The 24,242-nt window shown below is 68.4% G+C and carries 21 protein-coding genes; 14 read left to right on the top strand and 7 right to left on the bottom strand.

Features of this window, described 5'->3' with window-relative positions:
* Positions 1 to 39: 39 nt before the first annotated feature.
* Both CEJ42_RS14910 and CEJ42_RS14915 read right to left on the bottom strand, forming a co-directional pair.
* Positions 40 to 1,509, bottom strand: a complete 1,470-nt coding sequence (locus CEJ42_RS14910) for a heavy metal sensor histidine kinase (RefSeq protein WP_243397870.1) — start codon at positions 1,507 to 1,509, stop codon at positions 40 to 42.
* Entirely contained in the window at positions 1,506 to 2,177 is a 672-nt protein-coding gene (locus tag CEJ42_RS14915; protein WP_088751609.1) for a heavy metal response regulator transcription factor, read from the bottom strand. The genes CEJ42_RS14910 and CEJ42_RS14915 overlap by 4 nt, the downstream gene beginning before the upstream one ends.
* A gap of 199 nt (positions 2,178 to 2,376) precedes the next feature.
* On the opposite strand from CEJ42_RS14915, the gene CEJ42_RS14920 reads away from it, so the two are divergent.
* The 8 genes from CEJ42_RS14920 (at position 2,377) to CEJ42_RS14955 (ending at position 11,501) form a co-directional block, all read left to right on the top strand.
* Positions 2,377 to 2,667, top strand: a complete 291-nt coding sequence (locus tag CEJ42_RS14920) for a DUF4148 domain-containing protein (RefSeq protein WP_088751610.1) — start codon at positions 2,377 to 2,379, stop codon at positions 2,665 to 2,667.
* A gap of 138 nt (positions 2,668 to 2,805) precedes the next feature.
* Positions 2,806 to 3,177: a cobalt transporter gene (locus CEJ42_RS25395; RefSeq protein ID WP_088751611.1), complete on the top strand. Its 372-nt coding sequence runs from the start codon at positions 2,806 to 2,808 to the stop codon at positions 3,175 to 3,177.
* Between the two features lie 65 nt (positions 3,178 to 3,242).
* A complete protein-coding gene (locus CEJ42_RS14930) occupies positions 3,243 to 4,532 on the top strand; it encodes a TolC family protein (RefSeq protein WP_088751612.1) in 1,290 nt (429 codons plus the stop codon).
* Positions 4,533 to 4,540: 8 nt separating this feature from the next.
* A complete protein-coding gene (locus CEJ42_RS14935) occupies positions 4,541 to 6,109 on the top strand; it encodes an efflux RND transporter periplasmic adaptor subunit (RefSeq protein WP_207760429.1) in 1,569 nt (522 codons plus the stop codon).
* A gap of 29 nt (positions 6,110 to 6,138) precedes the next feature.
* A complete protein-coding gene (locus CEJ42_RS14940; protein WP_088751613.1) occupies positions 6,139 to 9,342 on the top strand; it encodes a CusA/CzcA family heavy metal efflux RND transporter in 3,204 nt (1,067 codons plus the stop codon).
* 28 nt (positions 9,343 to 9,370) lie between these two features.
* Positions 9,371 to 9,895 (top strand): hypothetical protein, encoded by a 525-nt coding sequence (locus CEJ42_RS14945; RefSeq protein ID WP_129587740.1) that lies wholly within the window; start codon positions 9,371 to 9,373, stop codon positions 9,893 to 9,895.
* Positions 9,896 to 10,044: 149 nt separating this feature from the next.
* Complete coding sequence (locus tag CEJ42_RS14950; RefSeq protein ID WP_088751615.1) at positions 10,045 to 10,908, top strand: CmcJ/NvfI family oxidoreductase; 864 nt, start codon at positions 10,045 to 10,047, stop codon at positions 10,906 to 10,908.
* On the top strand, positions 10,905 to 11,501 hold the full coding sequence (locus CEJ42_RS14955) for a 2-hydroxychromene-2-carboxylate isomerase (RefSeq protein WP_088751616.1): 597 nt from the start codon (positions 10,905 to 10,907) through the stop codon (positions 11,499 to 11,501). The genes CEJ42_RS14950 and CEJ42_RS14955 overlap by 4 nt, the downstream gene beginning before the upstream one ends.
* A gap of 13 nt (positions 11,502 to 11,514) precedes the next feature.
* On the opposite strand, the gene CEJ42_RS14960 is transcribed toward CEJ42_RS14955, so the two are convergent.
* A complete protein-coding gene (locus tag CEJ42_RS14960; protein ID WP_088751617.1) occupies positions 11,515 to 12,423 on the bottom strand; it encodes a LysR substrate-binding domain-containing protein in 909 nt (302 codons plus the stop codon).
* A gap of 209 nt (positions 12,424 to 12,632) precedes the next feature.
* On the opposite strand from CEJ42_RS14960, the gene CEJ42_RS14965 reads away from it, so the two are divergent.
* Positions 12,633 to 13,307, top strand: coding sequence for a hypothetical protein (locus CEJ42_RS14965; protein ID WP_088751618.1), 675 nt, complete (start codon positions 12,633 to 12,635; stop codon positions 13,305 to 13,307).
* A 20-nt stretch (positions 13,308 to 13,327) separates the two neighbouring features.
* Here CEJ42_RS14965 and CEJ42_RS14970 read toward each other — a convergent pair whose 3' ends face one another.
* Both CEJ42_RS14970 and CEJ42_RS14975 read right to left on the bottom strand, forming a co-directional pair.
* Positions 13,328 to 14,698, bottom strand: coding sequence for a sensor histidine kinase (locus tag CEJ42_RS14970; protein WP_237772404.1), 1,371 nt, complete (start codon positions 14,696 to 14,698; stop codon positions 13,328 to 13,330).
* A gap of 20 nt (positions 14,699 to 14,718) precedes the next feature.
* Entirely contained in the window at positions 14,719 to 15,399 is a 681-nt protein-coding gene (locus CEJ42_RS14975) for a response regulator (protein WP_079217712.1), read from the bottom strand.
* A gap of 152 nt (positions 15,400 to 15,551) precedes the next feature.
* Between CEJ42_RS14975 and CEJ42_RS14980 the strand changes: the two genes are divergently transcribed.
* Complete coding sequence (locus CEJ42_RS14980) at positions 15,552 to 16,403, top strand: MipA/OmpV family protein (RefSeq protein WP_207760430.1); 852 nt, start codon at positions 15,552 to 15,554, stop codon at positions 16,401 to 16,403.
* A 7-nt stretch (positions 16,404 to 16,410) separates the two neighbouring features.
* Here the strand turns inward: CEJ42_RS14980 and CEJ42_RS14985 are convergent, their stop codons facing one another.
* Together CEJ42_RS14985 and CEJ42_RS14990 are read right to left on the bottom strand one after the other, a co-directional pair.
* Entirely contained in the window at positions 16,411 to 17,907 is a 1,497-nt protein-coding gene (locus CEJ42_RS14985; protein ID WP_088751619.1) for a sensor histidine kinase, read from the bottom strand.
* A complete protein-coding gene (locus tag CEJ42_RS14990) occupies positions 17,907 to 18,581 on the bottom strand; it encodes a response regulator (protein ID WP_079217714.1) in 675 nt (224 codons plus the stop codon). Before CEJ42_RS14990 ends, CEJ42_RS14985 begins: the two co-directional genes overlap by 1 nt.
* Before the next feature lie 303 nt (positions 18,582 to 18,884).
* On the opposite strand from CEJ42_RS14990, the gene CEJ42_RS14995 reads away from it, so the two are divergent.
* The 4 genes from CEJ42_RS14995 to CEJ42_RS15010 all read left to right on the top strand — a co-directional run bounded on the left by CEJ42_RS14995 (position 18,885) and on the right by CEJ42_RS15010 (position 24,130).
* A complete protein-coding gene (locus CEJ42_RS14995; RefSeq protein WP_079217715.1) occupies positions 18,885 to 19,847 on the top strand; it encodes a tripartite tricarboxylate transporter substrate binding protein in 963 nt (320 codons plus the stop codon).
* An 82-nt stretch (positions 19,848 to 19,929) separates the two neighbouring features.
* On the top strand, positions 19,930 to 21,036 hold the full coding sequence (locus CEJ42_RS15000) for an ABC transporter substrate-binding protein (RefSeq protein ID WP_088751620.1): 1,107 nt from the start codon (positions 19,930 to 19,932) through the stop codon (positions 21,034 to 21,036).
* Between the two features lie 152 nt (positions 21,037 to 21,188).
* Complete coding sequence (locus tag CEJ42_RS15005) at positions 21,189 to 23,000, top strand: ABC transporter permease (protein WP_088751621.1); 1,812 nt, start codon at positions 21,189 to 21,191, stop codon at positions 22,998 to 23,000.
* 32 nt (positions 23,001 to 23,032) lie between these two features.
* Positions 23,033 to 24,130, top strand: coding sequence for an ABC transporter ATP-binding protein (locus CEJ42_RS15010; protein WP_088751622.1), 1,098 nt, complete (start codon positions 23,033 to 23,035; stop codon positions 24,128 to 24,130).
* Positions 24,131 to 24,242 lie beyond the last annotated feature (112 nt).

Here is a 24,242-nt window from a genome sequence, read left to right on the forward strand (position 1 = left end):
CCACTCGCTTGTGCCACCTGTGTTGCCGGTTCCGCTTGCTCAGTTTGTGACACCCGCGCCACTTGCGCCCGGCCTGCCCTGCGCGGCAGGCGTCGCCTGGTCCGGAAAGGCCAGGCTGAACACCGTGGAGCCGCCCGGCGCACTGCTCACGCTGGCCGTGCCGCCGTGCAACGTCATGACCGAACGCACGATCGCCAGCCCCAGTCCGCTGGAGCCGCCGGCGCTGCTGCGCGACGGGTCGGCGCGGTAGAAACGGTCGAAGATGCGCTCGGCCAGCTCGGGACGGATGCCTTCGCCGGGATTGGCGACGCTGATGACGGTGGCCGCGCCGGTGCGCGCCGCTTCGATGCGGATGACGCCCTGCGCCGGCGTGTAGCGGATGGCGTTGGCCACCAGGTTGCCCAGCGCGCGCCGCAGCAGCATCATGTCCGCGCTGATCTCGCCGGCGCCGTAGACGGCGATTCGCACGCCGGCGTCCTCGGCGATGCCTTCGAAATAGTCGGCGATCCTGCCCAGCTCTTCTTCCACGCTCAGGCGCCGGATCTGCAGCGCCACATGGGCATGCTCGGCCCGGGCCAGGAACAGCATGCTTTCCATCATCCGCGAGAGCCGTTCGTACTCCTCGATGTTGGAGCTCAGCAGCGCCTGGTACTCCTCAAGCGCGCGCGGCTTGCCCAGCGCCACCTGGGTCTGCACCATCAGGTTGTTCAACGGGGTGCGCAGGTCGTGCGCCAGGTCGGCCGAGAACTGCGTCAGCTGTTCGAAACTGCGGTGCAGGCGATCGAGCATGGCATTGAAGGATTCGACGATCTCATGCAGCTCGCTGGGCGCGGAGCGGATGTCGATCCGGGTGTCCAGCCGGTTGGCGGAGATCGCGTGCGTCTGCGCCGCCATCAGGCGCAGGGGGCGCAGGCCGCCGCGCACGAAGAAGTAGCTCAGCAGGGTCGCCAGCAGGGTGCCGATGCTGGCCGCGTACCAGACCTGCGAATGGTAGTCGGCCAGCAGCTGCATGCGGTCCGACGCCGTGCGCGCCACCATCACCGTGGCCTGCTCGCCGGAACGCGCAAAGGCCCGGCTGACGATGACGCGGGCCCGGCCGTCGGGCAGGTCGACGGTGCGCAGCGCGCCGGATGGCCGGGCGGCGTCGGCCGGCAAACCGGGCAGGCTGTCGGGGTCGTCGTAGCTCTTGATGATGGTGGCGCCGGCGGCGTCGGTGATGCGGATCAGCAGTCGGTCGTGGCCGCTGATGGTGTCCAGCAGCGCGTGGGTGTTCTCGCGCAGGGCGGCCAGCGAGTCCGCCTCCTGCACCAGGTGGCCGATCGAACTGCTCTTGCCGGCGAGTTCGTCGTCGTCGCGGCGCTCCAGCTGCACGTGCAGCGAATGATAGAGATAGCTGCCCACGCCGGCGAAGGTGACGATGGCCACCAAGGCGAACAGGCTCACCAGCCGCAGCGTCATCGACGGCGGGTGGCGCGATGGCTGCAGCCCCTGCGGCCTGTGCCGCTTCACTGCCGGGCCTCGAACACGTAGCCCATGCCCCACACCGTGTGCAGCAGCTTGTCGTCGAAACCGTCGTCGAGCTTGGCGCGCAGCCGGCGCACCGCGACGTCGACCACGTTGGTGTCGCTGTCGAAGTTCATGTCCCACACCTGCGAGGCGATCTGCGGGCGCGACAGCACCTCGCCGGGACGCCGGATCAGCATGTGCAGCAGGGCGAACTCCTTGGCGGTCAGGTCGAGCCGCCGGCCGCCGCGCGTCACCTTGCGGCGCAGGACGTCGACCAGCACATCGGCGTATTCGATGACGTCGGCCTCGCGGCTGGGACCGCGGCGCAGCAGCGTGCGCACGCGCGCCAGCAGCTCGGTGAAGGCGAACGGCTTGACCAGGTAGTCGTCGGCGCCCAGCTCAAGGCCCTTGACGCGGTCTTCCACCTCGTCGCGCGCGGTCAGGAACAGCACCGGCGTGTCATGTGTGCGGCGCAGTTCGCGCAGGATCTCCCAGCCGTCCATCCCCGGCAGCATCACGTCGAGGATGACCAGCTTGTAGTCCAGCGTGGTGGCGTTGTGCAGGCCGTCCACGCCGGTGCGCACCCAGTCGACCACGAAGCCGGACTCGGTCAGGCCGCGGCGCAGGTAATCGCCGGATTTCGGTTCGTCCTCTACCAACAGGATGTGCATGATCGGTTTTCCATGGAGTACGCCGCTATTGTGATCGCTGCGGCCTGCCGATTCATTACAAATCCGTAATGACTGGGCAATCTTTCTGTGCGGACCCGCTCCCTAGAATTCACTCAACGATGCGCCACCCAAGCAAGCGGCGCTCGGCGGCGCCCGTGACGGGCGTCTCTTTCTGAACTTCCATTCTAGGAGAACTGGCATGAAAACTTTGCAAATCGTCTGCGCCGCCCTGGTGGCCGCCTTCTCGGTATCGGCCTTCGCGCAAAACACCGTCAGGACCGACGCCGAACGCGACCGGGCCAACCTGAACGCCCGCAACAACTATCCGGTCATCAAGTTCGAGAGCACCAAGACCCGCGCCGACGTGCGCGCCGAGCTGGAAGCCGCCCGCCTGGGCGAGCCGGCCAAGGCGCAGGGCCCCAAGCCGAGCGCGACCGGCAGCCCGGCGCAAGGCAAGGCCTTTGACTCTTCGCTGTACAACGGGGCATAATCGCCGCCGTCTGATGCCGATGCCGCATCACGACGCCACGGTCGCCGGCTGCAAGGCCGGCTGCCGCCGTACCGGGCGCGGTTGCCGATGACCGCCAACCATTGCCAACGATGGCCAACCGTCACCAACGATGACACGATGCGCGCGCTGATCTTCCTGCTGGCCTTGTTGTTGCCGCTGCAGCTCTCCTGGGCGGCAATGGCGGGCTATTGCCAGGCGGAACAGGATCGCACGCCCTCGCACCTGGCGCATCACGAGCACGCCGCCGACAAGGCTGGCAAGGCTGACAACGCCGAAAAACAGGACGCGCCGTCAAGCTCGCCGTCAGGCGACTGCGACGCCGGCTGTTCCCTGTGCCATTTTTCCTGCATGAAACCCATGCAACTGCGCAGCGCCGCCATGGCCACGCCGTCGGGCACGCAACAGAAGGCCCTGCCGCCGCGTTCGCACCATCCCGCCTCCCACATCGCCGACGGGCCTGACAAGCCCAACTGGACGCTCGCCGCCTAGCCCGGCGAGGACATTCACCACCTGCCTGCTCTCGCCGGATTCGCCATCTTTCACTGGAGAATTCGATGTATCGGCACAGCTATCTGCTGGCGCTGGCCGTGTTTGCGGCCGGCGCCAGCCAGGCGCAATCCGGCGCGCCTGGACCTATTGCCCCCCTTGTTACCGACGCCGCGGCAATCCCGCCGCAGCCGCAGTCGCCGGCACTGTCGCTGCCCGCGGCAATCGCCCTGGCGTTCGAACGCAACCACACGCTGGCCGCCGCACGCCATGAGATCGCGGCCATGGAGGCCACCATCATCCAGGCCGGGGCGCGGCCCAATCCCGAGTTTTCTGCCTTGCTGGAAGACACCCGCAAAGCGACCCGCACCACGACCTACCAGATCAACCAGCCTATCGAGCTGGGCGGCAAGCGCAGTGCCCGCATCGAGGCGGCCCAGCGCGCGCGCGACATGGCCTTGCTGGACTACGCGGCCAGGCGCGGCGAGCTGCGCGCGAGCCTGACGGCCGCCTATTATGAAGTCATGATCGCCGGCGAGCGCCGGCGCCTGGCGGCGGAGCTGGCGGGTCTTGCCAGGACTTCTTCCGGCATGGCCGAGCGCCGCGTCATGGCCGGCAAGATCTCCCCGGTCGAACACACCAAGGCCCGGGTCGCGCAAGCCGGCGCGCAGCTGGAGCTGAGCCAGGCCGACAGCGAACTGACGCTGGCCAGGAGAAAGCTGGCCGCCTTCTGGGGCGCCGCCGACGGCGCGTTCCAGTTGTCCGCGGGCGGCGCCGAAGCCCTGCCGGAACTGCCGCCCATCGCCGAGCTGACCGGCAAGGTCGCGGCCGGCCCGGCGGTGCGGCTGGCCCGGCTGGAGGTCGAGCGCCGGCAAGCGCTGGCCAGGGTGGAGACCAGCAAGCGCACGCCCGACCTGACGCTGAGCCTGGGCAACAAGCGCGACGAAGAGGCGGCGCGCAACATGTGGGTGGTCGGGTTCTCCGTCCCGATCCCGGTCTTCGACAGCAACCGCGGCAACGAGCTGGAAGCGCTCAGGCGCGTCGACAAGGCGCGCGACGAGTTGTCCGCCGCCGAGCTGCAGGCGCAGGGCGACGCCGCCCAAGGCTATGAGCGCCTGCGCAACGCCCGGGAAGAAACCGCCGCGCTGCGCGACGAGATCGTGCCCGGCGCGTACAGCGCCTACCAGGCCGCGCGCACCGGCTTCGAGCTGGGGAAATTCGCTTTCCTCGACGTCCTTGACGCGCAGCGCACCTACTTCCAGGCCAAGGCGCAGTACTGGAAAGCGCTGTCGACCGCATTCCAGGCCACCGCCGACCTCGATCGCCTGGCCGGCGCCGACACACCCACATCCGAGTGAGAACAGACATGAGCAAAAAACAGAAACTCGCCATCGCGGCGATCCTGGCCGTGGCGGCGCTGCTGTGCGCCGTCGCCCTGCTGGGCGGCAAGGCCGGCGGGGACGGCGCGGCAGCGGCGTCCCATCGTGAAGAAGGCGGCCACGGCGACCGCGAGCATCACGGCGAAAACAAGCGCGACGCGCATCAGGACGCAGACAGCCACGGCGGCGACGAACACCACGCCGCGGCGCCGGCCAAGGGGCCGCATGGCGGCGCCCTGTACCGCGACGGCGCTTCATCCTACGAAGTGCTGCTGTCGGAGAGCGACGGTGCGCTCAGCGTCTATGCCTACCGCGACGGGCAGGCGCTGGCGCCGGGCGCCGTGAAGCTGGCGGCGACCCTGCAGCGCCCCGGCAAGGGCGCCGAAGCATTGCAGTTCCAGCCGGCCGGCGACGCCCTGAAGGCGGGTGCGGCGATCGGGGAGCCGCACCTGTTCGACATCCGGTTCTCGGCGTCCTCGCCGGCCGGCGCGCAGGAATTCACGTTCTCCAAAGAGGAGGGCAAGATCGAACTCGGCAAGGAGCAGATAGCCGCTGCCGGCATCGTCCTCAAGACCGCCGGCGCAATGAAGATGAACAGCAGCCTGCAGCTGCCCGGCGAGATTCGCTTCAACGAGGACCGCACCGCGCACGTAGTGCCGCAGGTGGCCGGCATCGTCGAGTCGGTCTCGGCCAACCTCGGGCAGAAGGTGAAGAAGGGCCAGGTGCTGGCCGTCATCAGCAGCAGCGCGGTGTCCGAACAGCGCTCCGAGCTGCTCAATGCCGAACAGCGCCTGGCGCTGGCCAGGAGCGCCTACCAGCGCGAGAAGCACCTGTGGGAGCAGAAGATTTCCGCCGAACAGGATTACCTGCAGGCGCAAGCGAGCCTGCGCGAATCGGAAGTGGCCGTGCGCAATGCGCGGCAGAAGCTGCGCGCCATCGGCGCCACCGGCAGTAGTGCCGGTGCGGCCGGCAGTCTGAACCGCTACGAGATCCGCGCGCCCTTCGACGGCGTGGTGGTCGAGAAGCACCTCGGCCTGGGCGAGGCGGTTCGCGAGGATGCGAACGTCTTCCTGATCTCGGATCTCCCCAGCGTCTGGGCCGAGATCGTCGTATCGCCCAAGGACATGCGGGCGGTGCGCGTGGGCGGCCAGGCCGTCGTGCGCGCCACCGCCTTCGACTTTTCCGCCGGCGGCCGGATTTCCTATGTCGGCGCGCTGATCGGCGAGCAGACCCGCACCGCCAAGGCCCACGTGGTGCTGCCCAATCCCGACGACAGCTGGCGTCCCGGCCTGTTCGTGTCGGTCGAGATCGTCGGCGACGAGACGCAGGCCGCCGTCGCGGTGGCGGCCGACGCCATCCAGAGCGTGGACGGCAAGAGCGTGGTCTTCGTGCGCGTGCCCGGCGGGTTCGCCGCGCAGGAGGTCGAGACCGGACGCAGCGACGGCCGCTTCGTCGAAATCAGGTCCGGCCTGGAGGCCGGCGCCGAATACGCCGCCGCCGGCAGCTTCGCCATCAAGGCCGAGCTGGGCAAGGGCTCGGCCGAACACAGCCACTGAGCGCAGCGATTCCGAGAGAGGCCACAATCATGTTTGAACGCATCATCCGCTTCGCCATCGAGCACCGCTGGCTGGTTCTGCTCGCCGTGCTGGGCATGGGCGCCTACGGCGTCTACAGCTACCAGAAGCTGCCGATCGACGCCGTGCCCGACATCACCAACGTGCAGGTGCAGATCAACACTTCGGCGCCGGGTTACTCGCCGCTGGAGACCGAGCAGCGCATCAGCTATCCCATCGAGACCGTGATGTCCGGCCTGCCCAACCTGGAGCAGGTCCGCTCGCTGTCGCGCTACGGCCTGTCGCAGGTCACCGTCATCTTCAAGGACGGCACCGACATCTACTTCGCCCGCCAGCTGGTCAACGAACGCATCCAGCAGGCCAGGAGCCAGCTGCCCGCCGGCATCGATCCCGGCATGGGGCCGATCTCCACCGGCCTGGGCGAGATCTACCTGTGGACGGTCGAAGCCAGGGACGACGCGCGCAAGCCCGACGGCACGCCCTATAGCGCCACCGACCTGCGCGAGATCCAGGACTGGGTCATCAAGCCGCAGCTGCGCCTGGTGCCGGGCGTGACCGAGATCAACACCATCGGCGGCTTCGCCAGGCAATACCTGGTGGCGCCCTCGGCCGAGCGGCTGGCGTCCTACGGCATGACCATGGACACCGTGGTGCGCGCCATCGACAAGAACAACGGCAACGTCGGCGCCGGCTACATCGAGCGGCGCGGCGAGCAATACCTGATCCGCGCGCCGGGCCAGGTCGCTTCGGCCGAAGACATCGGCAACATCGTGCTGGCCAGCGTCAAGGGCGTGCCCATCCGCGTGCGCGACGTGGCCGAGGTCGACATCGGCCGCGAGCTGCGCACCGGCGCGGCCACCGAGAACGGGCGCGAGGTGGTGCTGGGCACCGTCTTCATGCTGATCGGCGAGAACAGCCGCAAGGTCTCGCAGGCGGTCGACGCGAAGATGAAGGAGATCAACCGCACGCTGCCTGAAGGCGTCGAGGCGGTGACCGTCTACGACCGCACCGTGCTGGTGGACAAGGCCATCGCCACGGTGAAGAAGAACCTGGTGGAAGGCGCGATCCTGGTGATCGCGGTGCTGTTCGTCTTCCTCGGCAACATCCGCGCGGCGGTGATCACCGCCACCGTGATTCCGCTGGCCATGCTGTTCACGTTTACCGGCATGGTGTCCAACAAGGTCAGCGCCAACCTGCTGAGCCTGGGCGCGCTCGACTTCGGCATCATCATCGACGGCGCGGTGGTGATCGTGGAGAACTGCGTGCGGCGACTGGCCCACGCGCAGGAGCACCACGGCCGCACGCTCACGCGCAGCGAGCGTTTCCACGAGGTCTTCGCCGCCGCCAGGGAGGCGCGCCGCCCGCTGCTGTTCGGCCAGCTGATCATCATGATCGTGTACCTGCCGATGTTCGCCCTGACCGGCGTGGAGGGCAAGATGTTCCAGCCCATGGCCTTCACCGTGGTGGCCGCGCTGATCGGCGCCATGATCCTGTCGGTGACCTTCATCCCGGCCGCCATCGCGCTCTTCATCGGCGAGCGCGTGTCGGAGAAGGAGAACTTCCTGATGGCCCGCGCCAAGCGCCTGTATCGTCCGGCGCTCGACATGGCCATGCGCGGCAAGCCGGTGGTGCTGGTGTTCGCCGCCGCGCTGATCGTGGTGTGCGCGGCGCTGGCCACCCGGCTGGGGGCCGAGTTCGTGCCCAGCCTGAATGAGGGCGACATGGCCATCCAGGCCTTGCGCATTCCCGGCACCAGCCTGAGTCAGTCGGTCGAGATGCAAAAACAGATCGAGAAGACGCTCAAGCAGAAATTCCCCGAAGTGGAGCGCGTCTTTGCGCGCACCGGCACGGCCGAGGTGGCGTCAGACCCGATGCCGCCGAACATCTCCGACGGCTACATCATGCTGAAACCCGAGAGCCAATGGCCCACGCCGAAGAAGAGCCGCGACGCACTGCTGGCGGCCATCCAGGCGGAAGTGGCGAAAATCCCCGGCAACAGCTACGAGTTCTCGCAGCCGATCCAGCTGCGCTTCAACGAGCTCATTTCCGGCGTGCGCAGCGACGTGGCCGTGAAGGTGTTCGGCGACGACATGGAGGTGCTCAACGACACCGCCGCGAAGATCTCTGCGGTGCTGGAGAAGGTACCCGGCGCCACCGAGGTGAAGATTGAGCAGACCACCGGCCTGCCCATGCTGACGGTCGACATCGATCGCCAGAAGGCGGCCCGCTACGGGCTCAACGTGTCCGACATCCAGGAGACGGTCGCCACCGCCGTGGGCGGCAAGGAGGCCGGCACGCTGTTCCAGGGCGACCGCCGCTTCGCCATCGTGGTGCGCCTGCCCGAGCAGGCGCGCGCCGACCTCGAGGCGATCCGCCGCCTGCCGCTCGCCTTGCCGCTGCAGGAGGGCGCGACCCGTACCAGCTACCTGCCGCTGGGCGAGGTGGCGCAGCTCACCGTGGCGCCGGGGCCGAACCAGGTCAGCCGCGAAGACGGCAAGCGCCGCATCGTGGTCAGCGCCAACGTGCGCGGCCGCGACCTGGGCTCCTTCGTGGCCGAGGCCGAGCGGCAGCTGCAGGCGCAGGTGAAAGTGCCGTCCGGCTACTGGACCACCTGGGGCGGCCAGTTCGAGAACCTGCAATCGGCCACGCAGCGGCTGCAGATCGTCATCCCGGTGGCGCTGCTGATGGTGTTCGTGCTGCTGTTCGCCATGTTCAACAACGTCAAGGACGGGCTGCTGGTCTTCACCGGCATTCCGTTCGCGCTGACCGGCGGCATCCTGGCGCTGGCCATGCGCGGCATCCCGATGTCGATTTCCGCGGCGGTGGGGTTCATCGCCTTGTCCGGCGTGGCGGTGCTCAACGGGCTGGTGATGATTTCCTTCATCCGCAGCCTGCGCGAGGAAGGCCGCACGCTGGATGAGGCCATCCACGAGGGCGCGATGACGCGGCTGCGCCCGGTGCTGATGACGGCGCTGGTGGCTTCGCTGGGCTTCGTGCCGATGGCGCTGGCCACCGGCACCGGCGCCGAGGTGCAGCGCCCGCTGGCCACCGTGGTGATCGGCGGCATCCTGTCGTCGACCGCCCTGACGCTGCTGGTGCTGCCGGTGCTGTACCGGCTGGCGCATGCGGGCGATGAAGATGAAAGCGGGGCGGCCGCCGCTTCCGCGCGCGCGCCGTTCTGGAAATTCTGGGCCCGGCGTTCATCCGCGAGCTGATGGCCGTCACCAAGAGGAGCTACCTGTCATGGGAAAAAACCATCCCCGTTCATTGGGAAAATGCCTCTGCGTCGCCGGCCTGGCGCTGCTGGCGTCGGCCTGCGCCACCCCGGCGCCGGACACCGTGGCGTGCACCATCCTGCAGCAGTCGGGCCGGTGCGCCGCCGTGCCGGTGCACGACGATGCGCATGAGGACGAGGCCAGGCGGCAGGTGGCCGCGCCGGAAGGCTTCGGCTATCTCTACGTGGCCCGTCCTTACGCGCAGCAGCGCAGCGTGAAGGCGCGGGTCTACCTGGATGGCGCGCTTGTCGCCGAACTCGGTCCGCAGAGTTTCGCGCGGCTGAAGCTGCGCCCCGGCCTGCATGCGGTGGAGGTGGCGGCGGACGGCGTCGCCGCGGCCCGGGCGACGGTGGACATGAAGGCCGAGGCGTATCTCGAGTACCGCCTGGCCGAGCGTTTCTTCGCCACGCAATCCGGCATGAGCGAGGTCGACCGCGCGCGGGCGGCCGCGCTGCTGCCGCGGCTCGACCTGGTGGTGTCCCGGCAGGAGTGACGGCCAGCGTAACGGAAAAGTGCCGCGCAGCGCATGGCCACGGCTCCTTCGCATGCGCGGCATACATGCGAAGCGGCGCAAATCTCGTTTGAGCGTGTCCCGTGGCGGATGCTTCAATGCTCCTACCGCACTTTTGCCAGGAGCCAGCCATGCCAGCCCAAGCGATCCATGCCGTTCATCAACCGCAGCCGGCCGGCGTCACCGCCGCGCTGAGCTACCTGGCCGACCAGGCCGTGCTGCCCGTCAGCTACGCCTATCCGCCGCCGCCGGGACAAGCGTGGGAAAGCGCCGCGTATGAGGCGCGCTCCTGCTTCATCGCCGATGCCCGCGGCGAACCGGGCCATGCGCTGGACGGCAACGGCTTCCTGCTGGCCGATGCGCCGACGGCGGTGCGCGACTTCGCCGACGAGGGCGAGATCGTATCGGCTTACTACGCCGAGGCCGTCGAGCTGGCCCTGCAGGCCACCGGCGGCACCCATGCCTACGTATTCGACCACCTGGTGCGGCGGCGCGAAGCCGACCGCGCCGCGCTGAGCTTCGGCCGCAAGGCGCCGGGCGGGCTGCCGGCGGCCAACGGCCGCATCCACAACGACTACACGGAGCAGTCCGGGCGGCGACGCCTGGCGCTGCTGCTGCGCGACTCCGACCTGCTGCCGTTCGTGCAGCATTTTTCCATCATCAATATCTGGCGCTCCATCAACGGGCCGGTGCAGGACACGCCGCTGGCGGTGTGCGACGCGCGCAGCGTGCGGCCCGAGGAGCTGGTGTGCGGCGAGGTGCGCTATCCCAAACGCACCGGCGAGATCTACCAGCTGCGCCATGCCGGGCATCACCGCTGGTCCTATTTTTCGCGCATGGACCGGCATGAGGCGCTGCTGTTCAAGCAGTACGATTCGCGCACGCAGGGCGTGGCGCGCTTCACGCCGCACGCCGCCTTCGACCTGCCGCGGATCCCGCCCGGCGCGCCGCTGCGCCAGAGCATAGAACTGCGTTGCCTGGTGGTGCACGCATGAGCGCGCCGGCCATCGAGTTCTGGTTCGATTTCGGCAGCAGCTACAGCTACCTCAGCATGATGCGCATCGAAGCCGAGGCGGCCAAGGCCGGCGTCGTGGTGCAGTGGAAACCCTTCCTGCTGGGACCGGTGTTCCAGGCGCTGGGCTGGAGCACCTCGCCATTCGTGCTGCAGAAGGAGAAGGGCGAATACGCCTGGAAGGACATGCAGCGCCAGTGCCGCAAGTACGGCCTGCCATGGCGCCAGCCGAGCCGCTTCCCGCGCGCGGCGGTGCCGCCCACGCGCGTGGCGCTGGCCAACGCCGGGCGGCCCTGGGTCGGCGAATTCTGCCGCCGGGTGATGCAGCTCAATTTCGCCGAAGACCGCGACATCGACCGCCCTGAGACGACGCTGGAAATACTGCGCGGCATGGACCTGCCGGCCGAGCACATCTGGGAAGAAGCCCAGTCCGAGCAATGGCGCGCCCGCCTGCGGGCGCAGACCGCGGCGGCGCGCTGGCGCGGGGTGTTCGGCGCGCCGACCTTCTTCGTCGGACGCGAGATGTTCTGGGGCAACGACCGGCTGGACGACGCGCTGGCCTGCTGCCGCCCATGAATCCGACGGCGCTTCAGTTTTGCGCCTCCGCGCAGATCCACTCGGCCACCTGCAACACCTCGCGCCGCGGTTCGGCTTCGGTCTGGAGCAGCCAGTAGGCATGGCCATCCTCGGCCTGCGCGCGGGGTTCGGCCAGCATGGCCAGTTGCCCGCTTTCCAGTAGCGGGCGGATCAGTTCGATGCGGCCCAGCGCCACGCCCTGGCCGGCCAGCGCGGCGCGGATCACCAGGTCGTACTGGTTGAAGCGCAGCATGCCGCGCTTGCCGCCCGCGGCCAGCACGGTCCAGTCCTGCCATTGCTGCCACTGCAGCCAGGGGCTGGGATGGTCGAATTCCAGCAGCGGCGCGTCGGCCAGCAAGGAGGCCGGGGCCGCTTTCTTGCCCGATTTTGCCAGCAGCAGCGGATGCGCCACCGGCGCCACGGATTCGCCGAACAGTCGACGCGCGCCCGGCGGCGCGCCGGCCTCGGTGGTATAGCGGATCGCCAGGTCGATGCCGTCATGGCGCAGGTCGGCCAGGCTGTCGCTGGCGGCCACCCGCACGTCGATGCCGGGCAGGCGCTGCTGCAGGCGGCTCAGGCGCGGCAGCAGCCATAGCCCGGTCACCCCGATGCTGGCGGTGACCGTCACCGGCCGCGCGGCCTGCCCGGCGCGCAATTCTCCCAGCACATCCTGCAACTGCTGCAGCACCGCGTCGGCGCTGCGAAACAGCCGTTCGCCCTCGGCAGTGAAGGCGATCGAGCGGTGGCCGCGCACCAGCAGACGCACTCCCATGAATTCCTCCAGCGCATGGATCTGGCGGCTCACGGCCGACTGCGTCAGGCACAGGTCTTGCGCCGCCAGCGTAATGCTCATGCGGCGTCCGGCGGCGACGAAGCCGCGCAACAGGTCCAGGGAGGGGAGTTTCAGCAGGGGTAGCGACATTCCTTCACCGCATGCGAAATGGGATGCGTCATTGAACCACAGCAAGCGCTTGCCTGCTGGCGGACGAATGTTGCACGGAGGGAAGACCGGGTGAAAAAGGCGTCTGTTCCCCTCGCTCCGGCGAGACGAAGCGGTTCACAATTCGTGCTCGGGCCGCTACAAGCGGCCGGGCGTCATGCCACTCGGGGAACAACAACGGGAAGAACAAGATGATCGGCGCAATCACCCAGACAGGCCAAACCACCACCACCGGCAACACCACGGCAGGCGCCGGCGGCACGCTGTCGGTATTCCAGCAGATCCTGCAGAACGCGGCGCAGACCTCGCAGGCCGGGGCCGCCTCCGGCGACACGCTGGCGTCCGACCTCAACGCCGCGCTGCAGGCGGCGGGCATCTCGGCGCCGCCGGTCATGCGCATCGTGGCCGGCGCCAATGGCCCGCAGCTTGCCGACGACGTGCGCGATGCGACATTCCAGTCGGTGATGGCCGCCAACCCGGCGCTGTCGGCGCGCATCAGCGCTCGCCTGTCGGCTGCCGAGATCGAGCGCAAGGCGGCGCTGGGCAGCGCCGTCACGCAGTTCGCCGGCGACCATCCGAGCAATGCCACCGCCGACTTCCTGCTGCGGTTCGCGCAGCAGAACAAGCCGCAGGCCTACAGCCTGTCCTTCAACGGCGCTTCGACCGAGATGCAGGAGCTGGGCGACAACGGCTGGACGCCGCTGAAAAACGGCGACGACATCAACAAGGACCTGCTGGCCGCCTATACCGGCTACATGGTGACCCACGCGGTCAGCGTCGAAAAGCGCCGCGACGGCGACGACGAACCGGCCATCGATTTCAAGCTCAAGCTGGCGCGCGTGCTGGACGGCCTGCAGGGCGTCTGAGGCACACCCTAAGCCCGTCATCAGCCGGCGGCAGCGCCGGCCGCAAGCGTCACCGTCACCATCAATCCGCCCTCGGCCGAGGTGTCCAGCGCGACGCTGCCGCCATGCTGGCGCGCCACCGTCTGCACGATCGCCAGCCCCAGGCCGCTGCCGCTCTGGGTCTGGTCAGGGTCGCGGAAGAAGCGGTCGAAGACGCGTTCGCGCAGTTCCGGCGCAATGCCGGGGCCGGCGTCCGAGACGCGCAGCACGATTGCCTGCGCCGACGCATGGAGAGCGACTTCCACCCGCCCCTGGGCAGGGCTGTACTTGATGGCGTTTTCCACCAGGTTGTCGACCAGCGACACCAGGCCTTCGCGCATGCCGTCGATGCGAATTTCCCCGCGCGCATCCAGTTCCAGTTCAACCGAGCATCGCGCCGCCAGCGGCGACAGCACGGCCAGCCGTTCCTGCACCAGCGCCGTCAGCGCCACCGGGCGCCGCGGATTCGCCGTGCGCGTTTCACTGCGCATGAGCAGCAGCAGCTGGCGCACCAGTCGCGTGGCGCGGTCGCCGCTGTTGAGGATGCCACCCAGCAGCTCGCGCTGCTGCCGGTCGGTGACATGCGACTGCAACGCCTCGACGTTGATGCGCATGGCCGCCAGCGGCGTGCGCAGTTCGTGCGCGGCGTCGGCGATGAAGGCGCGTTCGCGCTCGGCGCTCTCGCGCACGCGCCCCAGCAGGTCGTTGATGCAGTCGACCATGTTGCGCAGCTCCTCGTGCTTGGGCATGGATTGCAGCGGCGTCAGGTCCTGCGGCCCGCGCGCGGCGACTTCGCGCGCCACCTTGCTCCAGGGGCGCAGCGCCACGCGCACCGAGAGCCAGGCCGGCAGCAGCAGGAAGGGCAGGCTGATCAGCAGCGGCAGCAGGTAGTAGCCGCGCGTGTTGATGTGGATGAAAAAGTGCCATTCGTCGGCCGGCATGACCAGCGTGGCCTCCGCGTCCGAACGCGGCGAGCGCGCGGTGCGGCTGCGCCACAGGCTGCCGTCGGCGCTGATGCGCTGCGCCTCGTCGTAATGTGTGTTGCGCACGTTGAGCGGCGCGCCCTCGGAGGCATAGACGACCTGGCCGCCGCTGCGCACGATCAGGCTGGTCGAGATCGCCGGGTCGTCGCCGGCGCCGTAGTCCTCGCGCAGCGCCAGGTCGATCTCCCGGAGGATCTTGTAGCGGGCCTGGGGGCGGTCGGCCATCTGGTCGACCACGGCCAGGATGGTGTCGTAGGTCTTCTTGCCCGCCAGCAGGCCCGGGCTGCGCAGGCTTTCCCACAGCACATAGGTGAGGAATGCGCACCACAGCAGCGTGAGCAGCAGCATCTGCGCCAGCATGATGCGCCGGACCAGCGAGGGCGTTGACACGCGGCGCCACCAGCCGCGCATCACCCGGCCTCCTTGCGCGCCACCACGGTATCGATCACGTAACCCACGCCGCGCACCGTGCGCACGAAGCCGTCGCCGATCTTGCGGCGCAGGTTGCCCATGTGGACGTCGAGCGCGTTGCTGGCATTCTCCTGGGCGCCGGGCAGGGCTTCTTCTTCCAGCACACGGCGCGTCACCACGCGGTCGGCGCGCACCAGCAGCAGCTTGAGCAGCGCGTATTCGCTGGCGGTCAATTCGACCGCGCGCTCGCGCACCGTCACGCGTCGGGTCGGCACGTGCAGCGACAGGCCGCGCACTTCCAGCATCTCGCCGTCGAAGCCGTAGCTGCGTCGCGCCAGCGCTTTCACCCGCGAGAGCAGTTCGGCCAGCACGAAGGGCTTGACCAGGTAGTCGTCGGCGCCGCCGTCCAGGCCGCGCAGGCGGTCTTCCAGCGCGTCGCGCGCGCTCAGGATGATCACCGGCAGGGTCTGCCGCTCGCGACGCAGGCGCGCCAGGATGCGCATGCCGTCGCCGTCGGGCAGGCCGAGGTCGAGCAGCACCAGCTCGCAGGCGCCGGCGTCGAGCTGGCGCAACGCGTCTTCCTGCTGGCGCACCCAGACCACATCGAAGCCCTGGTCGGCCAAGGCGATGCGTACGCCGTTGCCCAGGTCGAGGTCGTCTTCTATCAGGAGGATTTTCATGCCCGCAAGTGTATATGGTGAGGCTGAAGGGGGGATGAAGAGCGGCGCCGGCGGAGCGTGGCGGCGGCTTCATTTTCCCTTCATGCCGGGTTCATCGGCGCTTCATTCCGGCTGGCGATACTGCGCTCTTTCTCCCCCACGAAAGGTCAGACATGCAATATCCCCAGAGCCGCATCCGCCGCCTGCGCAGGCGCGGCACGCTGCATTTGTTCCCGCTGGCGCTGCTGTGCGGCGCTGCCGCGCCCGTCGTCGCGCAGCCGGTCGACCCCGCGCTCGCTTCGGCCGCCCCGGGCGAGGGCGTGCTCACGCTGGGCGCCGGCGCCGCCTTTGGTCCGCGCTATTCGGGCTCCGACAAGCGGGCGGGCAGCGCCGCGCTGCTGTTCGACTACGTCTCGCCCGGCGGTTTCTTTGCAGGCACCGCGCGCGGCATCGGCTACGGCAACCAGCACGGCATGTGGCGTTACAGCGCCGCGCTGGGCTACCGCCCGGGGCGCAAGGACAGCGACCAGAACGGCCTCACCGGCGCCACCGGCAGCGCCTACTTGCGCGGCATGGGGGAGGTGAAGGGCTCGGCGGTGGCCTTGCTGGGCGTGGGCTTGGCGCCGGCGGATTGGGTGGCGCTGGCCTTGCAGGCCGAGCTGCCGCTGAGCCAGCGCGACAACGGCAGCGTGCTGCGCTTCTCGTTCTCCACGCCGCTGTACCGGGGCCAGGACGACACGCTGACCTTCGGCCTTACCGCCAGCTTCGGCGACGGCAAGTACATGCGCACCTACTACGGCGTGAGCGAATCGCAGTCGGCGGCCTCGGGCTTTGCCGCCTACCGGCCCAAGGCCGGCCTGTTCGAACACCGGCTGGAGTTGGGATGGCGCCACAAGTTCAATGCTGAGTGGGCCTTCAACGTCTCAGCCGGCGTGCGCCAGCTGACCTCGGACGCGGGCAAGAGTCCCATCGTGCAGCGCAAGACGGCGCCGGTGGGCAGCCTGTTCGTTACCTACACTTACTGAGCGGCCGTCACAACCGCACCTCGATCACGCCGGGAAAGACGATGCGCACCACCAGTCCGCTGCCCTGCGCCGGCTGGTCGAGGATGACGTCGGCGCGGTGCAGCGCGGCGATCTCGCGCACGATCGACAGGCCCAGTCCGGTGCCGGAGGGATTGATGTGCTGGGTCGCGCCGGCGCGGTAGAAGGGCTCGAACACGCGATCGCGCTCGGCGGCCGGGATGCCGGGGCCGTTGTCCTCCACCTCCAGCAGCGCGCCGGTCGGTTGGCCGGGCTCGCTGGCCGCGCGCACGCGCAGCGTGATGCGCCCGCCGTCGGGCGTGTAGCGGATGGCGTTGTCCAGCAGGTTGACCATCAACTCGTGCAGCAGCAGCGCGTTGCCGCTGATGCGGATGTCGCCTTCGCCTTCGAAGGCCGGCTCGATGCCGCGCGCCACCGCCTGTTGCGACAGCTCCAGGGCCACCTGCCGTACCGCGTCGGTCAGCGAGAACGGCGCCGTGCCGCCTTCGGCCGCGCCGTGTTCGGCGCGCGCCAGCGTCAGCAGGCGGTTGGCCAGGTGCACGGTGGCGTCGGTGGTGCGCGCCATGCCTTGCACCAGCTCGTTCATCTCGTCGTGTATCGCGGTGTGGGTGGCGCCGTGGCTGGCGCCGGCGCCAGCGTCCCGGCGCAGTTCACGCAACGTCAGCTCGGCCTGTGTCTTCAGCACCGTCAGCGGCGTGCGCAACTGGTGCGAGGCGTCGGCGATGAAGCGCCGCTGGCCGTTGATCAGCGTCTGCAGCCGTTCCATGTAGCCGTTCATGGCCAGCACCAGCGGCCGCATTTCCTTGTGCACCAGCGCCGGGTCGAAGCCGGAGAGATCGGTCGGCGCGCGCGACTCCACCTCTTCGCGCAACTGCATCACCGGACGCAGCACGAAGCGCACCGCGAACCACACCAGCAGCGCCGCCACCGACACCAGCGTGCCCTGGCGCCACAGCGTGTCGAACAGGATCTTGCGCGTCATGCCGTTGCGCGCGTCCATGGTTTCGCCGACCTGGATCAGCGCGATGCCGCGCATGCTGTCGTCGTACACCGGCTGCAGCAGCGCGGCGATGCGGATCGGCTGGTTGTGATAATCGGCCTGGTAGAAGCGCACCAGTGCCGGATAGGCTTCCGAGCGCTTCACATCCGGCGGCACCGGCGGCAGGTCGCCGTAGCCCGACACCAGTTCGCCGCCGGGGCCGGTCACCTTGTAGTAGATGCGGCCCAGCGTATCGGTCTCGAAACTGTCCAGCGCCACATAGGGAACGTCGGCGGTGACGTGGCCGTCCACCACCGACACGCGCTCGGCCAGCGCGCGGGTGGAGGCGAGCAGCGAGCGGTCGTAGGCGAGGTCGGCCACCTCCAGCGCGTTGTAGTAGACCGAGACCGCGTCCACCGCCACCAGCAGCGTCAGCGGAATGAGCAGCCAGCGCACCAGCTGGCTGCGCAGGCTGCCCAGTTTGGCGCGCGCTGCGAGCTGCGGCATCAGGCCGCCTGCAGCAGGTAGCCCAGGCCGCGCAGCGTCAGGATGTTCACGCGGCCGGGTTGGGCGTTCTCCAGCTTCTTGCGCAGGCGATGGATGTAGATCTCGATGGCGTCGACGCTGGCGTTGTCGTCCAGCGAGAACACCTGCTGGAACAGTTTCTCCTTGGGCACCGTATGGCCGTGGCGCGCCAGCAGCGCTTCCAGCACGGCATGCTCGCGCGGCGTAAGCGCCAGCAGTTCGCCGAAGTAGCTGAAGGTGCGCGAGACCGTGTCGAAGCAGAGCGCGCCGCAGCTGACCGTCACCGCCTCGTTGTTCTGCGTGCGGCGCAGCAGCGCCTTCACGCGGGCTTCCAGTTCGGCCAGCTCGAAGGGTTTGGCGAGGTAGTCGTCGGCGCCCAGGTTGAGCCCGGTCACGCGGTCGGCCAGCCCGCCGCGCGCGGTCAGGATCAGCACCGGCGTGCGGCTGCCGCGCGCGCGCATGCGCTTCAATACGTCCAGGCCGTCCATCTTCGGCAGCGTCAGGTCGAGGATCACCAGCGCGTATTCCTGGGTCAGCAGCAGGCTGTCGGCGTCGGCGCCGGTGGCCGCGCATTCCACGGTGAGATGGGCGTCCTGCAGGGCCTTGGAAAGCCAGCGGGAAAGTTCGACGTGGTCTTCGACCAGCAAGATGCGCATGATGCTGCCTTGTTCTGATGTTATCGGTGCTTCGCCGGCGCGCTGTCGCGCGCGTCCGGACTGTCTCAAGCGCGGATGCTAACAGAAGCGCGGCGCCGATTGAAATGCATGGATGGCAATTGCGGAAACTGCGTAGCCGATATTTTTCGCGTTGAAAGCTTCACTGAAAGCCGACTGAAAGACTTTTCTTGTAGCATTCGCCAACACCAAAAAAGAATACTCAGGAGACCGCCCCATGACGCACTTCCGTTCGCAGTTCCACTCGTTCTCGCACTTCATCGACGGCTGAGCGCCGCGCAAGCCATGACGGCCCGACGCGCGCGCAGCCTGATCGCCGCATGCCTGCTGGCATGCGCGGCGCCGTGCGCGCTCGCGGTGGAATGCATCGTCCCGGCCAAGCCGGGCGGCGGCATGGATGCGGCCTGCAAGATGCTGCGCAAGGTGCTGAAGGAAGAAGGCACGCAGGAGGCGGTGAAGCTGAGCTATCTGCCCGGCGGCATCGGCGCGGTGGCCTGGAGCTCGGTGGTGTCGCAGCGGCGCGGTGGTCCGAACACGCTGGTGACCTTCTCCGGCGGCTCGCTGCTGAACCTGGCGCAGGGCAAGTACGGCAAGGCCGCCACGGGCGATGTGCGCTGGGTGGCCGGGGTGGGCATCGATTACGGCATGGTGGCGGTGCGCAGCGATGCGCCGTGGCGCAGCCTGCGCGAGCTGCTGCAGGCGATCCGCAAGGATCCGGCCACGACCACCGTGGGCCTGTCCGGCACCGTGGGCAGCCAGGACTGGCTGAAGATGGCGATGCTGGCCGGACGCGCCGGCATCGAGCCGCGCCAGTTCCGTTTCGTGGCGCTCGAGGGTGGCGGCGATTCCTTCGCCGCGCTGCAGGCAGGGCATGTGCAGGTGATCTCGGGCGACGCCTCGGAAGCGGCGCACTTCATCGCCGAGGGCCGGGTGCGGATCCTGGCGGTGCTGTCCGAGCAGCGCCTGCCGGGCCCGCTGCACGATGTGCCGACCGCGCGCGAGCAGGGCTATGACGTGGTCTGGCCCATCATCCGCGGCTTCTACATGAGCCCGCACGCGCCGGAGGCCGATTACCGGCGCTGGGTGGAGATATTCGACCGGGTGATGGCCGACCCGGCCTTCGACCGGCAGCGCAGCGCCGGCGGCCTGTATCCGTTCGCCATGACCGGGAAGGCGCTGTCCGATTATGTCGCGCAAACCGTTGCGCAGTACCGCAAGCAGTCCCAGGAGTTAGGGCTGGTCCGTTGACCCGGACGTGTCGATGACGCCGTCAGGCGTGTTCTTCGGCACCCGGCAGCCAGCCTCATTTCAATATCAAGGAGATCACCACATGTTGCAGAAACGTCGCCTGAGCGTCGCGCTCGGTCTCGCCCTCGCTTTGCCTGTCGCTTTCATCGGCAGCGCCCGCGCCGACATTCCGGCGGGCTATCCGGCCGACTATGCCAAGACCGTCGAGGCCGCGAAGAAGGAAGGCAAGGTCGTGATCTACAGCACCACCGATTCCAAGGCCGCCGAATCGCTGGTCAAGGATTTCAGCGCGCTCTATCCGGGCGTGAAGGTCGAATACAACGACATGAATTCCACCGAGGTCTACAACCGCTTCATCTCCGAAGCCGCCGCCGGCGGCGCCACCGCCGACGTGATGTGGTCGTCTTCGATGGACCTGCAGGTCAAGCTGGCGGCCGAGGGCTACGGCCTGGTCTACAAGTCGCCCGAAGCCGCCGCCGTGCCGGGCTGGGCCAACCTGAAGGACACCGCCTACGGCACCACCTTCGAGCCGGCGGCCATCGTCTACAACAAGCGCCTGGTGCCTGAAGGCGACGTGCCGACCACCCACGCCGAATTCACCAAGCTGCTGACCACCAAACTGGACAAATACAAGAACAAGGTCACCACCTACGACATCGAGAAGTCCGGCGTCGGCTTCTCGCTGATGACCTACGACCTGAAGCTGAACCCGCAATTCTGGGACTTCGCCCGCGCCATGGGCGGCGTCTCCGCGCGCGTGCAGTCCTCCACCGGCACCATGCTGGAGCGCATCTCTTCCGGCGAGAACCTGATCGGCTACAACATCCTCGGCCCCTACGCCCTGGTGCGCGCCAAGAAGGATCCGTCGATCGGCGTGGCCTTCACCAAGGACTACAACCTGGTGCTCTCGCGCGTGATCTTCATCAACAAGTCGGCCAAGAACATCAACGCCGCCAAGCTGTGGCTGGACTACATCCTGTCCAAGCGCGGCCAGACCATCATCGCCAATGACGCGCAGCTGTTCGCCATCCGTGGCGACGTCACCGGCGCGACCACTTCGGCCGAGCTGACCAAGCAGCTGGGCGCGGCACTCAAGCCGATGCCGGTGTCCACCGAACTGCTGGAATACCTGGACCAGAAGAAGCGCCTGGACTTCCTCAAGCAGTGGAAGGACGCCGCCAAGAAGTAAGGCGGTTGGCCGCGGGATGAGCCCGCGGCGCGTTGTATCAATCCATCAATCAAGGAACTGGCAATGGAGCGGGCAAGGCCGCGGCTCCATGGCCGCCGCTTTGCCTGTCGTCCGGGAAGGGCCGGGCGGGTTCCGGTTTCACGAGCCGAATCATGCAAACATCCACATCGCTGCCGCGCAGCACCGAAGCACCGCCACGGCGGCGCCTGCGCCTGAACTGGCCGCGCGGGCTGGTCGTCGCGCTGGCGGCGCTGGCCATCTTCGTGCCGCTGCTGCTGATCTTCTACCAGAGCTTCCTGTCGGCGCCGTTCTTCGCGCCGGTCAAGGAGCTGACGCTGGATTCCTACCGCTTCATCTTCGATGATCCGGACTTCCGCCAGGCCTTCATCAACGGCTTCACGCTGGCCGCCGGCCTGACCGTGATCGCGGTGCCGCTGGGCGGCATGCTGGCCTTCCTGATGGTGCGCACCGACCTGCCGGGCCGCGCCTGGATCGCGCCGGCGCTGATGGTGCCGATCTTCGTCTCGCCGATGGTGATCGGCTTCGGCTACGTGGTGTCGATGGGGCCGGTCGGCTTCTACACGGTGTGGGTCAAGAACCTGCTGGCGCTGGTCGGCTTCGAGGGCGACCCGTGGAACATCTATGCCTTCCCCAGCATCGTGCTCATCGCCGGCCTGACCCACGTGCCGCACGTCTATCTCTACGCCTCGGCCGCGCTGAAGAGCCTGGGCTCGGACGTCGAGGAAGCCGCCCGCGTGGCCGGCGCCTCGCCGCTGCAGGTGGCGCTGAACGTGTCGCTGCCGATGATCATGCCGGCGCTGGCCTACTCCGGCGTGCTGGTGTTCTTCCTCGGTTTCGAAGTGTTCGGCCTGGTGCTGGTGCTGGGCGACCCGGAAGGTCACCTGGTGCTGCCGACCTATCTCTACAAGCTGACCAACAAGCTGGGCACGCCGTCCTATCACCTGATGGCGGCGGTGGCCGTGTGCCTGGTGGCGGTGACCATGCCGCTGGTGATGCTGCAGCGCTGGCTGCTGCGCTCGGCCAACAAGTACGTCGCCATCAAGGGCAAGGGCGCGCGCCAGAAGGCGCTGCCGCTGGGCAAGTGGCGCTGGGTCGCGTTCGCGCTGATCGCCGCCTGGCTGCTCTTCACCGTGGTGATCCCGCTGTCGGGCATCGCGCTGCGCACCTTCGTCTCGCACTGGGGCGACGGCGTCAACCTGCTCGAAGTCCTGACGCTGCAGAACTTCCGCGACGTCTGGGACCAGCCCTCGCTGGTGCGCGGCATCATCAATACGGTGCTGATCGGCGTCATCGGCGGCGCGCTGGCCGTGGCTTGCTATACCGCCATCGCGCTGGCCATGCACCGCAAGCAGGACGGCATCACCCGCTTCCTCGACTACAGCGTGCTGGTGCCGCGCGCGGTGCCGGGCCTCCTGGCCGGCCTGTCCTTCCTGTGGGTGTTCCTGTTCGTGCCCTCGCTGCTGGATTCGGCGCTCAAGGGCTTCGATAACCCGGTAGCGCTGTGGCTGACCGAGAGCTTCATCCCCACGCTGCGTTCGCTGCGCTCGACCATCTTCTCGGTCTGGCTGGCGTACTCGGTGGTGTGGCTGGCCTACGGCCTGCGCCTGATCAATACCGCGCTGCTGCAGGTCGGCCCCGAGCTGGAAGAAGCCGCCCGCGCCGTCGGCGCGCCGCGCGCCCGGGTCACGCGCGACGTCACCATCCCGCTGGTGCGCTACGGCCTGATCGGCGCCTGGCTGATGGTGTTCCTGATCTTCGAGCGCGAGTACTCCACCGGCGTCTACCTGCTCTCGCCGGGCACCGAGGTGATCGGTTCGATGATCGTCTCCATGTGGGCCGCGGGGGCCGTCGAACTGGTGGCTGCGCTGTCCTTCATCAACATCACGCTGGTGGCCGTGGGCCTGGGCATTGCGCTGCGCTTCGGCGTCAAGTTGCACGATTAATCGAACAGCACGAACAGAAAAGAGAAAACATCATGACCGAACTTTCCGTCAACGACCTGCACCTCGACTATGGCGCCGGCGCCCACGCCAATCCCATCCTCAAGGGCGTCTCGATGCAGCTGCAGCGCGGCGAAGTGGTGGCGCTGCTGGGCCCCTCGGGCAGCGGCAAGACCACGCTGCTGCGCGCCGTGGCCGGGCTTGAATCGCCCAAGGCCGGCACCATCGACATCGGCACGCGCCAGGTGTTCGACGGCGCGCGCAACTTCGAGATGCCGGCCGAGGAGCGCAACCTGGGCCTGGTGTTCCAGTCCTATGCGCTGTGGCCGCACAAGACCGTCTCCGACAACGTCGCCTACGGCCTGAAGCTGCGCAAGGTGTCGTCCTCCGACATCGCCGCGCGCGTCAAGGCGGTGCTGGCGCAGCTGGGCCTGGGGCATCTCGGCGAACGTTATCCGCACCAGCTCTCCGGCGGCCAGCAGCAGCGCGTGGCGATCGCCCGCGCGCTGGTCTACAACCCGCAGGTGATCCTGCTGGACGAGCCGCTCTCCAACCTCGACGCCAAGCTGCGCGAAGAAGCGCGCGCCTTCCTGCGCGAGCTGATCGTGCGCCTGGGCCTGTCCGCGCTGATGGTCACGCACGACCAGGGCGAGGCGATGGCGATCTCGGACCGCATCCTGCTGTTGAACAACGGCCGCATCGAGCAGCAGGGCACGCCGCAAAGCATGTACCAGACGCCCGAGACGCTGTTTACCGCCGAATTCATGGGCAGCAACAACAAGCTGGCCGCGCAGGTCGTCAGCCGCGAGGGCGAGCGCGTCACGCTCAAGCTGGACGGCGGCACGGCGGTGGCCACGCTGCGCGGCAGGAGCGACGTGCAGCAGGGCCAGGACGTGACCGGCATCATCCGCGTCGAGCAGGTGCGGGTGTCGGCCCAGCCCAGCGACAACGCGATTCGCCTGCCGCTCTCCACTTGCATGTACCTGGGCGACCGCTGGGAGTGCCTGTTCAAGGCCGGCGGCGTGAACGGCGCCGGCAGCGGCGCCGTCGGCCTGCGCGCCTACGCGCCGCAGCGCCTGGAGCAGGGCGAGTACTGGCTCTCGCTGCCCGAGCAGGCGCTCTGGGCCTTCTGATTTCCGCCGCCCGGCGCCAGCCGGGGGAGGGGAGGGCGGATGCGGGGCGACCGGCCTGCGCATCCGCATGGCGGTGTGCACAACAGACCGCGATAACGACAAGCCGCAGCCG

The sequence above is a fragment of the Herbaspirillum robiniae genome (assembly GCF_002213415.1).
GTDB classification, from domain to species: domain Bacteria; phylum Pseudomonadota; class Gammaproteobacteria; order Burkholderiales; family Burkholderiaceae_D; genus Herbaspirillum; species Herbaspirillum robiniae.